Genomic DNA, 11,569 nt, shown 5'->3' on the forward strand with positions numbered 1-11,569 from the left:
GGCGCCCCGCGCGGACTCGCATCCGGCCATATCCGTCGAATATCCGAAAGTCTCGGAGGACATGCGGTGAACGAACTGCCGCAGCAGCTGGTCAACGGCCTGCTACTGGGATCCATGTACGGGCTCGTCGCCATCGGCTACACAATGGTCTACGGCATCGTCCAGCTCATCAACTTCGCCCACGGCGAGATCTTCATGACCGGTGCCTTCGGCGCACTCACGGTCTACATGTACATCCTGCCCGACGGCACCTCCATGCTGATCGCCCTGCCCCTGATGCTGCTCGGCGCGGTGATCGTCTCCGTCACCGTCGCCGTCGGGGCGGAACGGTTCGCCTACCGCCCCCTGCGCGGCGCCCCCCGGCTCGCGCCCCTGATCACCGCGATCGGTCTCTCCCTCGCCCTCCAGCAGGCGGTGTGGGCCTGGTACCCGGACGCGAAGTCCGCGCGGCCCTTCCCGCAGATCGACGGCGGGCCCTTCCACATCGGCAACGTCACCATCCAGACCGGCGACATCTTCCTGCTGATCGCGGCACCGGTCAGCATGGCGCTGCTCGGCTACTTCGTGATGCGCACCCGCACCGGGCGCGGCATGCAGGCCACCGCCCAGGACCCGGACACCGCCAAGCTGATGGGCGTCAACACGGACCGCATCATCGTGGTCGCCTTCGCGCTCGGCGCCGTCTTCGCCGCCGTCGGAGGCGTCGCCTACGGCCTCAAGTACGGTCAGATCGAGTTCAAGATGGGCTTCATCCTCGGTCTCAAGGCGTTCACGGCGGCGGTCCTCGGCGGCATCGGCAACATCTACGGCGCCATGATCGGCGGTGTCGTCCTCGGCGTCGCCGAGACCCTGGCCACCGCCTACATCGCCGACATCCCCGGCCTGGACAAGTTCGGCAGCCAGTCCTGGGCTGACGTCTGGGCCTTCATCCTCCTCATCCTCGTGCTGTTGTTCAGGCCGCAGGGCCTGCTCGGCGAACGCGTTGCGGACAGGGCGTGACACCGATGACCACACAGACCACCGCGCCGAAGAGCACCGGCGCCCCCGCCGCGGACGACGCCTCGGGCCTCATCGGCATACCCGCGAACCTCGGCCGCGCCCTCGCCACCGGCGGCGGCGTCCTCACCGTCGTCTCCACGTTCCTCGCCTGGACCTGGACCGCCGAGTTCCCCGGCGACCTCACCGTGTACGGCTACCCGGGCGGCCTCCAGGTCCTGGTGCTGGTCGCCGGCGCCCTCACCACCGTCTTCGGGCTCGCCTCCTACGGCGTCAGGGGACTGGGCTGGCTGGCACCCGCCGGTGCCGACGCGGCACTCAAGTTCGCCGCGCTCGCCGCCTTCGCCACCACCTGGTACACGATCATCGCGATCAGCACCAAGCTCGGCGGCGTCGTCAACCTCGAACCCGGCGGTTACATCGCCGCGGCCGTCACCCTCGTCGCGTTCCTGGGCGCCCTGGCCCTGCCCTTCGAGCGTCCCGAGCCCGACCCGTTCGACCCCGACGACACCGGCTGGGACCAGTTCAAGCACACCAGCTCCCAGAGGTGGCAGACCGTCCGCGCGGCCTTCGCCACCAAAGAGCCCCGGCCGGTGCGCGCACTGCCCTCCTACGTCGAGATCCTCATCATCGTCGCCGTCCTCGCGCTGGCACTGCTCGTCTTCACCTACGGCATCGGCACCGAGTACGACGAGCTGTTCATCGGCTTCCTGATCGTCGCGGGCTTCGGCTTCGCCGCCCTCCACCGGTCCGGGGTGATCAGCCACGCCACCGAGATCACCGCACGGCACCAGAACATCACCGTCTGCGGCGCCTTCATCGCGGCGGCCTGCTTCCCCTTCACGCAGTCCGACGACCAGTACGCCACCCTCGGCGTCTACATCCTGATCTTCGCCACGGTCGCGCTCGGACTGAACATCGTCGTCGGCCTGGCCGGCCTGCTCGACCTCGGTTACGTGGCCTTCCTCGGCGTCGGCGCGTACGCCGCCTCGATGGTCTCCGGCTCCCCCAGCTCGCCCTTCGACCTGCACCTGCCCTTCTGGGCCGCGGTCCTGGTCGGCGCGGCCGCCTCCCTGGTGTTCGGCGTCCTGATCGGCGCGCCCACGCTGCGGCTGCGCGGCGACTACCTCGCCATCGTGACCCTCGGCTTCGGTGAGATCTTCCGGATCACCGCCAACAACCTGGACGGCACCTCGGGTCCGGACGTCACCAACGGCTCCAACGGCATCTCGTCCATCCCCGATCTCAATGTCCTCGGCTTCGACCTCGGGGTCTCGCACGACCTCGGCGGCTTCACCCTCGGCCGGTTCGCCAACTACTTCCTGCTGATGCTCATCATCACGGCCGTCGTCGTCCTCGTCTTCCGGCGCAGCGGCGACTCCCGCATCGGCCGCGCCTGGGTCGCCATCCGCGAGGACGAGACCGCCGCGCTCGCCATGGGCATCAACGGCTTCCGCGTCAAGCTCATCGCGTTCGCCGTCGGCGCCTCGCTGGCCGGACTGGCCGGCACCGTCCAGGCGCACGTCACCTACACCGTCACCCCCGAGCAGTACCTCTTCGCCGGCACCACCCCGCCCAACTCCGCCTTCCTTCTCGCGGCGGTCGTGCTGGGTGGCATGGGCACCATCGCCGGTCCGCTCATCGGCGCCTCGCTGCTCTTCCTGATTCCCAACAAGCTCCAGTTCCTCGACGACTACCAGCTCCTCGCCTTCGGGCTCGCGCTCGTCCTGCTGATGCGCTTCCGCCCGGAGGGCCTCATCGCCAACCGGCGCCGCAAGCTGGAGTTCCACGAAGAGGCCGAAGCGCCCGCAGTCCTGAGCAAGACAGGGGCCTGACCACCATGACCACCGACACCACCACCAAGGACACCGCACCGGGCGCCCCGGCCCCCGGCACCACCATCCTCGACGCGCGCGGTGTCACGATGCGCTTCGGCGGACTGACCGCCGTGAACGGCGTCGACCTCACCGTCAACAGCGGCGAGATCGTCGGCCTGATCGGCCCCAACGGCGCCGGCAAGACGACCTTCTTCAACTGCCTGACCGGCCTCTACATCCCGACCGAGGGCGAGGTCCGCTACAAGGGCCAGGTCCTGCCGGCCAAGTCCTTCAAGGTGACCGCCGCCGGCATCGCCCGCACCTTCCAGAACATCCGGCTGTTCGGCAACATGACCGTTCTGGAGAACGTCCTCGTCGGCCGGCACACGCGGACCAAGGAGGGCTTCTGGTCGGCCGTGCTGCGCGGTCCCGGCTTCCACCGCGCGGAGGCCGCCTCCCGCGAACGCGCCATGGAACTGCTGGAGTTCGTGGGCCTCTCCCTCAAGGCCGACCACCTCGCGCGCAACCTGCCCTACGGCGAGCAGCGCAAGCTGGAGATCGCCCGCGCGCTGGCCAGCGAGCCGGGGCTGCTGCTCCTGGACGAGCCGACGGCGGGCATGAACCCGCAGGAGACGCGGGCCACCGAGGAACTGGTCTTCGCCATCCGCGACCAGGGCATCGCCGTCCTCGTCATCGAGCACGACATGCGGTTCATCTTCAACCTCTGCGACCGCGTCGCCGTCCTCGTGCAGGGCGAGAAGCTCGTCGAGGGCGACAGCGCCACGGTGCAGGGCGACGAACGCGTGGTCGCCGCCTACCTCGGCGAGCCCCTCGCCGACGACCCCGGCGCCGCGGAGGCCGCCGAGGTGGAGGCCGCCGAGGCGGCGCAGGCCTCCGCGGCGGACACCACCACGGACACCGCGGCCGGCAAGGAGAACGACCGATGACCGCACTGCTCGAGGTCGAGGACCTCCGCGTCGCCTACGGCAAGATCGAGGCCGTCAAGGGCATCTCCTTCAAGGTGGACGCCGGTGAGGTGGTCACCCTCATCGGCACCAACGGCGCCGGCAAGACCACGACGCTGCGCACCCTGTCGGGGCTGCTGAAGCCGGTCGGCGGTCAGATCAAGTTCGGCGGCAAGTCGCTCAAGAAGGTCCCCGCGCACCAGATCGTCTCGCTGGGGCTCGCCCACTCGCCCGAGGGGCGGCACATCTTCCCGCGCATGACGATCGAAGACAATCTGCGCCTCGGCGCCTTCCTGCGCAGCGACCGGGCGGGCGTCGAGAAGGACATCCAGCGCGCCTACGACCTCTTCCCGATCCTCGGTGAACGCCGCAAGCAGGCGGCGGGCACCCTGTCCGGCGGTGAGCAGCAGATGCTCGCCATGGGCCGTGCCCTGATGTCGCAGCCCAAGCTGCTCATGCTCGACGAGCCCTCCATGGGCCTCTCGCCGATCATGATGCAGAAGATCATGGCGACGATCGCGGAGCTGAAGTCCCAGGGCACCACGATCCTGCTCGTCGAGCAGAACGCCCAGGCCGCCCTGTCCCTGGCCGACCACGGCCACGTCATGGAGGTCGGCAACATCGTCCTGTCGGGCAGCGGCCAGGACCTGCTCCACGACGAGTCGGTCCGCAAGGCCTACCTCGGCGAGGACTGACACCCCCGAGGAACCGTACGAGTGAGGCCCGCTCCCCCCTCGGGGACGCGGGCCTCACTCGTACGCCGGAGGACTCAGCCCTTGGACGCCTTCTTCTCCTCGGCGTCCTGGATGACCGCCTCGGCCACCTGCTGCATCGACATCCGCCGGTCCATGGAGGTCTTCTGGATCCACCGGAAGGCGGCCGGCTCGGTCAGCCCGTACTCCGTCTGGAGCACCGACTTGGCGCGGTCCACCAGCTTGCGGGTCTCCAGCCGGAGGCTGAGGTCGGCGACCTCCTTCTCCAGCGCCTTCAGCTCCGTGAACCGCGAGACGGCCATCTCGATCGCCGGCACGACGTCGCTCTTGCTGAACGGCTTCACGAGATACGCCATGGCTCCGGCGTCCCGGGCCCGCTCCACCAGGTCGCGCTGCGAGAAGGCGGTCAGCATCAGCACCGGCGCGATGGACTCCTCGGCGATCTTCTCGGCCGCGGAGATGCCGTCGAGCTTGGGCATCTTGACGTCGAGGATCACCAGGTCGGGCCGGTGCTCGCGGGCCAGCTCCACGGCCTGCTCACCGTCACCGGCCTCACCGACGACGGAGTACCCCTCCTCCTCCAGCATCTCCTTGAGGTCCAGCCGGATGAGCGCCTCGTCCTCGGCGATGACGACACGGGTCGTCAGCGGAGGCACGTGCGACTGGTCGTCGTCGGGCACGTCTACGGGCTGGGGCGACTCGGGGGCGGTCACGTGGGCTCCTCGTTCGGGGCAGGGGTACTGCTGACAAGAGCCTACCTAGCTCCTGTATGTTTGAGTCACCGAGGGGCTACACTGACCTTCGGTTCGAAGAGGCTCCGGTAGTCCAATCGGCAGAGACGATGCCCTCAAAAGGCATTCAGTGTGGGTTCGAGTCCCACCCGGGGCACTTTACCTTCGTTTCGAAGGCATCCCGAAGTCGCTGCGGGGACACCCGTTCAGCGGTCGTCCTCCCCGATGTGGTGCACCCGCACCAGGTTCGTCGTGCCGGACACCCCGGGCGGAGAACCGGCCGTGATGACCACGGTGTCCCCCTTCTCGCACCGCCCGTACCGGGTGAGCAGCTCGTCCACCTGGTCGACCATCGCGTCCGTGGAGTCCACGTGCGGGCCGAGGAAGGTCTCCACGCCCCAGGTCAGGCTCAGTTGCGAGCGGGTCGCCGGTTCCGGGGTGAAGGCGAGCAGCGGAATGGGCGAGCGGTAGCGGGACAGGCGGCGGACGGTGTCGCCGGACTGGGTGAAGGCGACCAGGAACTTCGCGCCGAGGAAGTCGCCCATCTCGGCCGCCGCGCGGGCGACCGCTCCGCCCTGGGTGCGGGGCTTGTTGCGGTCGGTCAGCGGGGGCAGCCCCTTGGCCAGGATGTCCTCTTCGGCCGCTTCGACGATCCGGGCCATCGTGCGCACCGTGTCGGTCGCGTGCTTGCCCACGCTGGTCTCGCCGGAGAGCATCACCGCGTCCGTGCCGTCGATGACCGCGTTGGCGACGTCGGAGGCCTCCGCGCGGGTCGGGCGGGCGTTGTCGATCATCGAGTCGAGCATCTGGGTGGCGACGATGACCGGCTTGGCGTTGCGCTTGGCCAGCTTGATGGCGCGCTTCTGGACGATCGGCACCTGCTCCAGGGGCATCTCGACGCCGAGGTCGCCCCGGGCGACCATGATCCCGTCGAAGGCCGCGACGATGTCCTCGATGTTCTCCACGGCCTGCGGCTTCTCGACCTTGGCGATCACGGGCAGGCGGCGGCCCTCCTCGTCCATGATGCGGTGCACCTCGAGGACGTCCCGCCCGCTGCGCACGAAGGACAGCGCCACGACGTCGAAGCCGCTGCGCAGCGCCCAGCGCAGGTCGTCCTCGTCCTTCTTCGACAGGGCCGGCACGGACACCGCGACGCCGGGCAGGTTGAGGCCCTTGTGGTCGGAGACCATTCCGCCCTCGATCACCCTGGTGCGCACGCGCGGCCCGTCGACGCCGGTCACCTCCAGGCAGACCCTGCCGTCGTCGACGAGGACGCGCTCGCCGGGGGTGACGTCCTCGGCGAGGCCCGCGTACGTCGTGCCGCAGGCGTGGCGGTCGCCCTCGACGCCCTCCTCGACGGTAATGGTGAAGCTGTCGCCGCGTTCAAGGAGTACGGGCCCCTCACCGAAGTGGCCGAGGCGGATCTTCGGACCCTGAAGGTCCGCGAGGGTGCCGACGCTGCGGCCCGTCTCGTCGGACGCCTTGCGGACCCGGCGGTAGCGCTCTTCGTGCTCGGCGTGGGTGCCGTGGCTGAAATTGAAGCGGGCGATGTCCATACCGGCGTCGACCAGGTCCTTGATCTGGTCGTACGAGTCGGTGGCGGGCCCAAGAGTGCAGACGATCTTTGCTCGGCGCATGAGTCGAGCCTATGACTTACTGCCGGGTAGCGAATTGGCCACGCATGACCACTCAACAACCTTTGAGTAAAGGGATATTGACAAGTGTTGAATTGTGCGGCAGGCCGCTCCGATGAGCATACGCAGGGGACTGCGCCTCTTGACAGGAGACATGTTCAGGACAGAATCTACGCGCGTCGCCACTGTCTGCACGGGTCCACCGAGGAGAGTCAGTCATGCCGTTGAACCGCCGCACGTTCCTGAGCAGGTCCGCCGTGACGGGGGCGGGAGTCGCCCTGGCCGGCGCGGCGGCTGCTCCGGCGGCCGAGGCCGCGGCCCCCGCGCACCGGGGCCGCCGGAAGCCCAAGCGGTACGCGCTGACCGTGCTCGGCACCACCGACCTGCACGGACACGTCTTCAACTGGGACTACTTCAAGGACGCCGAGTACACGGACACGGCGGGCAACGCCCAGGGCCTCGGCCGGATCTCCACCCTGGTGAACCAGGTCCGCGAGGAGAAGGGCCGCCACAACACCCTGCTGCTGGACGCGGGCGACACCATTCAGGGCACCCCGCTGACGTACTACTACGCGAAGGTGGACCCGATCACCGCCGAGGGCGGTCCGGTGCACCCGATGGCACAGGCGATGAACGCCATCGGCTACGACGCGGTGGCCCTCGGCAACCACGAGTTCAACTACGGCATCGAGACGCTGCGCCGGTTCGAGGAGCAGTGCGACTTCCCGCTGCTCGGGGCGAACGCGGTCGACGCCAAGACCCTGAAGCCGGCCTTCCCGCCGTACTTCATGAAGACGTTCCGGGTGAAGGGCGCGCCGCCGGTGAAGGTGGCGGTGCTGGGGCTGACCAACCCCGGCATCGCGATCTGGGACAAGGCGTACGTCCAGGGGAAGCTGGCCTTCCCGGGCCTGGAGGAGCAGGCGGCCAAGTGGGTGCCGAAGCTGCGTTCGATGGGCGCGGACGTGGTGGTCGTCTCCGCCCACTCGGGCTCCTCGGGCACGTCCTCCTACGGTGACCAGGTCCCCTACGTCGAAAACGCGGCGGCCAACGTGGCCCGGCAGGTGCCGGGCATCGACGCGATCCTCGTCGGGCACGCGCACGAGGAGATCGCCGAGCTGAAGGTCGTCAACGAGCGGACCGGGAAGACGGTCGTGCTGTCGGAGCCGCTGTGCTATGCCGAGCGGCTCACCCTGTTCGACTTCGAGCTGGTCTTCGAGCGGGGTCGCTGGCAGGTCGAGTCGGTGAGGGCCTCGCTGCGCAACTCCAACGCGGTCGAGGACGACCCGCGGATCACCAGGCTGCTGGCGGACGAGCACGAGAAGGTCGTGGCCTACGTCAACCAGGTCGTCGGCACCGCCACCGAGACGCTGACCACGGTCGAGGCGCGGTACAAGGACGCCCCGATCATCGACCTGATCACCAAGGTGCAGGAAGACGTGGTCAAGGAGGCGCTGGCGGGCACGGAGTACGCCGCGCTGCCGGTCCTCGCGCAGGCGTCGCCCTTCTCGCGGACCTCGGAGATCCCGGCCGGCGAGGTGACGATCCGGGACCTGTCGAGCCTGTACGTGTACGACAACACGCTGGTCGCGAAGCTGCTGACGGGCGCGCAGCTGCGGGCGTACCTGGAGTACTCGGCGGAGTACTACGTGCGGACGGCCGCCGGAGCGCCGGTGGACGTGGACAAGCTGACCAACGCGAACGGCCGTCCGGACTACAACTACGACTACGTGTCGGGGCTGAAGTACGAGATCGACGTGGCGCAGGCGGCCGGTTCGCGGATCAGGAACCTCAGCTACGGCGGTGCCCCGCTGGACGACGCCCAGCAGTTCGTGCTGGCCGTGAACAACTACCGGGCCAACGGCGGCGGCGCCTTCCCGCACGTGGCGTCGGCCAAGGAGCTGTGGTCGGAGTCGACGGAGATCCGCACCCGGATCGCGGAGTGGGCGACCGCGAAGGGCGTGCTGGACCCGAAGGACTTCGCGTCCGTGGACTGGTCGCTGACGCGCGAGGGCACGCCGGTGTTCTGACCGGCCCCGCCCGAGGCGGCCGCCTCCTCAGACTCCGTCCACCAAAGGGGTGAGCGCCCGGTGGTGGCGGGCGGACGGGATCTGGGGCCGGCCGCCCTCCAGGCCGAACGTGGTGAAGGCGGTGCGGGCGGGCAGCGGGTAGGGCTCCCGCCCGGTGAGGTCGTTGAGGATGGTCGCGCTGCGCCAAGCGGCGAGGCCCAGGTCGGGCGTGCCGACCCCGTGGGTGTGCGTCTCGGCGTTCTGGACGTAGACGGAGCCGGTGACGCACGGGTCCAGGACGAGGCGGTGGCGGTCGTCGACGCGGGGGCGTTCGGAGTTGTCGCGCCGCATGTAGGGGTCGAGACCGGCGAGGAGGCGGCCGAGCGGGCGTTCGCGGTGGCCGGTGGCGAGGACGACGGCGTCGGTGGTGAGACGGGAGCGGGTCCTCTGCTGCTCGTGTTCCAGGTGGAGTTCGACCTGGGTGGCGGCGATGCGGCCGGCGGTGCGGACGCGGACGCCGGGGGTGAGGGTGGTGTCGGGCCAGCCGCCGTCGAGGGTGCGCCGGTACAGCTCGTCGTGGATGGCGGCGGTGGTGTCGGCGTCGATGCCCTTGTGCAGCTGCCACTGGGCGGCGACGAGGCGGTCACGGACCGGTTCGGCCAGGCCGTGGAAGTAGCGGGTGTAGTCGGGGGTGAAGTGTTCGAGGCCGAGCTTGGAGTACTCCATGGGCGCGAGGGCCTCGGTGCGGCCCAGCCAGTGCAGCCGCTCGCGGCCGGCGGGGCGGTGGCGGAGCAGGTCGAGGAAGACCTCCGCGCCGGACTGCCCGGTGCCGATGACGGTGACGTGCCCGGCGGCCAGGAGCGTGTCGCGGTGGCGGAGGTAGTCGGCGGCGTGCACGACGGGGACGGCGGGGTCCTCGGCGAGGGGCCTGAGCGGGTCGGGGACATGGGGTTCGGTGCCGATGCCGAGGACGACGTTCCTGGTGTGGGTGCGGCCGAGGGCCTCGGCCTCCCCGTCGGCGTCGAGCTGGGTGTAGTCGACCTCGAAGAGGTCGCGGTCGGGGTTCCAGCGGACGGCGTCGACCTGGTGGTGGAAGCGGAGCGCGGGCAGGTTCTCGGCGACCCAGCGGCAGTAGGCGTCGTACTCGGCGCGCTCGATGTGGAAGCGTTCGGCGAAGTAGAAGGGGAAGAGGCGTTCTCTGGCCCTGAGGTGGTTGAGGAAGGTCCAGGGGCTCGCCGGGTCGACGAGGGTGACCAGGTCGGCGAGGAAGGGCACCTGGACGCGCGCGCCGTCGAGGAGCAGGCCGGGGTGCCAGCGGAAGTCGGGGCGCTGGTCGTAGAAGACGGCGTCGAGGCCGGTGAGGGGGTCGGCGAGGGCCGCGAGGGAGAGGTTGAAGGGGCCGATGCCGATGCCGACGAGGTCGCGGGGGGCTTCGGGGGTGTCGTGCGCGGGGGTGTTCATCGCGGGACGTGTCCTTCCACGAGCGTCAGGAGTGCTGCGAGGTCGTCTGGGCCGGTGTGGGGGTTCAGCAGGGTCGCCTTGAGCCAGAGCCGGCCGTCGGCGCGGGCGCGGCCGAGGACGGCGCGGCCGGTGGTGAGCAGCGCGCGGCGTACGGCGGCGACGTCGTCGTCGGTCGCCGGCGCGGGCCGGAACAGGACCGTGCTGATGGCGGGCGGGGCGTGCAGTTCGAACCCGGGGTGGGCCTCGACCAGCCCGGCGAGTTCCTGGGCCAGGGAGCAGACCGCGTCGACGAGGGCGCCCAGTCCTGCGCGGCCCAGGGTCTTGAGGGTGACGGCGGTCTTCAGGACGTCGGGGCGGCGGCTGGTGCGCGGGGAGCGCGAGAGGAGGTCGGGGAGGCCCGCGTCGGTGTCGTCGTCGGCGTTGAGGTAGTCGGCACGGTGGTGCAGGGCGGCGAGGTCGTCGGCGTCCGTGACGGTGAGGAGGCCGGCGGGGATCGGCTGCCAGCCGAGCTTGTGCAGGTCCAGGGCGACGGTGTCGGCGGCCTCCAGTCCCGCGAGCCGCGCGCGGTGCCGGTCGCTGAACAGCAGGCCGGCGCCGTAGGCGGCGTCGACGTGGAGGCGGGCGCCGTGGACGGCGCAGCGGTCGGCGATCTCGGGCAGCGGGTCGATGAGTCCGGCGTCGGTGGTGCCCGCGGTGGCGGCGACGAGGTGCGGGCCGGGGATCTGGGTGAGGGCCTCGTCGAGGGCGGCGGGGTCGAGGGTGCCGGCGGGGGCGGGGACGACGACGGGCTCGGGCAGCCCGAGCAGCCAGGCGGCGCGGGGCAGCGAGTGGTGGGCGCCGGCCCCGTGCACCAGCCGCAGGCCCGCGCCGTGCCGTTCGCGGGCGAGCAGGACGGCGAGCTGGTTGGACTCGGTGCCGCCGGTGGTGACGACGGCGTCGGCGGCGCCGGTCTCCCGGGCGAGGGCGCGGGTGACGAGGGCCTCCAGGGCGGAGGCGGCGGGTGCCTGGTCCCAGGAGTCCAGGGAGGGGTTGAGGACGCTCGCGGCGAGGTCGGCGGCGGCCGCGACGGCGAGCGGCGGGGTGTGCAGGTGGGCGGCGCACAGGGGGTGGGCGGGGTCGGCGGCGCCCTCGGCGAGCGCGGTGACCAGGACGCGGAGCGCCTCGGGGTCGCCCCGGTCGGGCAGGATGTCGCCGGCCGCGTCCGCCACCCGGGCGGCGACGGCACCGGGGCCGCCCGCGGGCAGCG

The 11,569-nt window shown here is 70.5% G+C and carries 9 protein-coding genes and 1 tRNA gene; 6 read left to right on the forward strand and 4 right to left on the reverse strand.

Going from position 1 to position 11,569, the window contains the following annotated elements; genetic code table 11:
- The first annotated feature begins 66 nt into the window (after positions 1–66).
- The 4 genes from BZZ08_RS31210 to BZZ08_RS31225 are packed head-to-tail and all read left to right on the forward strand — an operon-like array spanning position 67 to position 4,473.
- Positions 67–999 (forward strand): branched-chain amino acid ABC transporter permease, encoded by a 933-nt coding sequence (locus tag BZZ08_RS31210; protein WP_104635566.1) that lies wholly within the window; start codon positions 67–69, stop codon positions 997–999.
- A gap of 5 nt (positions 1,000–1,004) precedes the next feature.
- Positions 1,005–2,831, forward strand: coding sequence for a branched-chain amino acid ABC transporter permease (locus BZZ08_RS31215; protein WP_104635567.1), 1,827 nt, complete (start codon positions 1,005–1,007; stop codon positions 2,829–2,831).
- 5 nt (positions 2,832–2,836) lie between these two features.
- Entirely contained in the window at positions 2,837–3,760 is a 924-nt protein-coding gene (locus tag BZZ08_RS31220; RefSeq protein WP_104635568.1) for an ABC transporter ATP-binding protein, read from the forward strand.
- Positions 3,757–4,473: an ABC transporter ATP-binding protein gene (locus BZZ08_RS31225; protein ID WP_104635569.1), complete on the forward strand. Its 717-nt coding sequence runs from the start codon at positions 3,757–3,759 to the stop codon at positions 4,471–4,473. The genes BZZ08_RS31220 and BZZ08_RS31225 overlap by 4 nt, the downstream gene beginning before the upstream one ends.
- 74 nt (positions 4,474–4,547) lie before the next feature.
- On the opposite strand, the gene BZZ08_RS31230 is transcribed toward BZZ08_RS31225, so the two are convergent.
- Complete coding sequence (locus tag BZZ08_RS31230; protein ID WP_104635570.1) at positions 4,548–5,204, reverse strand: ANTAR domain-containing response regulator; 657 nt, start codon at positions 5,202–5,204, stop codon at positions 4,548–4,550.
- Between the two features lie 101 nt (positions 5,205–5,305).
- On the opposite strand from BZZ08_RS31230, the gene BZZ08_RS31235 reads away from it, so the two are divergent.
- A tRNA-Leu gene (locus tag BZZ08_RS31235) sits at positions 5,306–5,379 on the forward strand.
- 49 nt (positions 5,380–5,428) lie between these two features.
- On the opposite strand, the gene pyk is transcribed toward BZZ08_RS31235, so the two are convergent.
- A complete protein-coding gene (gene pyk / locus BZZ08_RS31240; RefSeq protein ID WP_104635571.1) occupies positions 5,429–6,859 on the reverse strand; it encodes a pyruvate kinase in 1,431 nt (476 codons plus the stop codon).
- A 215-nt stretch (positions 6,860–7,074) separates the two neighbouring features.
- Here pyk and BZZ08_RS31245 point away from each other — a divergent pair, with 215 nt between their 5' ends.
- Positions 7,075–8,883 carry a bifunctional metallophosphatase/5'-nucleotidase gene (locus BZZ08_RS31245; RefSeq protein WP_104635572.1) on the forward strand — a complete coding sequence of 603 codons (1,809 nt, stop codon included), beginning with the start codon at positions 7,075–7,077 and terminating at the stop codon, positions 8,881–8,883.
- Positions 8,884–8,910: 27 nt separating this feature from the next.
- Here BZZ08_RS31245 and BZZ08_RS31250 read toward each other — a convergent pair whose 3' ends face one another.
- Positions 8,911–10,323: a lysine N(6)-hydroxylase/L-ornithine N(5)-oxygenase family protein gene (locus tag BZZ08_RS31250; protein WP_104635573.1), complete on the reverse strand. Its 1,413-nt coding sequence runs from the start codon at positions 10,321–10,323 to the stop codon at positions 8,911–8,913.
- The gene (locus BZZ08_RS31255; protein ID WP_241965613.1) at positions 10,320–11,567 is read right to left on the reverse strand and encodes a pyridoxal phosphate-dependent decarboxylase family protein; all 1,248 of its coding nucleotides are present in this window, start codon (positions 11,565–11,567) and stop codon (positions 10,320–10,322) included. Before BZZ08_RS31255 ends, BZZ08_RS31250 begins: the two co-directional genes overlap by 4 nt.
- Positions 11,568–11,569: the final 2 nt, after the last annotated feature.

This window comes from Streptomyces sp. MH60, assembly GCF_002939385.1.
Classification (GTDB): Bacteria; Actinomycetota; Actinomycetes; order Streptomycetales; family Streptomycetaceae; genus Streptomyces.

Excerpts from the sequence above, each read along its gene's own strand:
- BZZ08_RS31215 (WP_104635567.1), top strand. The coding sequence starts at position 1,005 with ATGACCACACAGACCACCGCGCCGAAGAGCACCGGCGCCCCCGCCGCG.
- BZZ08_RS31220 (WP_104635568.1), top strand. The coding sequence starts at position 2,837 with ATGACCACCGACACCACCACCAAGGACACCGCACCGGGCGCCCCGGCC.
- BZZ08_RS31225 (WP_104635569.1), top strand. The coding sequence starts at position 3,757 with ATGACCGCACTGCTCGAGGTCGAGGACCTCCGCGTCGCCTACGGCAAG.
- pyk (WP_104635571.1), bottom strand. The coding sequence starts at position 6,859 with ATGCGCCGAGCAAAGATCGTCTGCACTCTTGGGCCCGCCACCGACTCG.
- BZZ08_RS31245 (WP_104635572.1), top strand. The coding sequence starts at position 7,075 with ATGCCGTTGAACCGCCGCACGTTCCTGAGCAGGTCCGCCGTGACGGGG.
- BZZ08_RS31250 (WP_104635573.1), bottom strand. The coding sequence starts at position 10,323 with ATGAACACCCCCGCGCACGACACCCCCGAAGCCCCCCGCGACCTCGTC.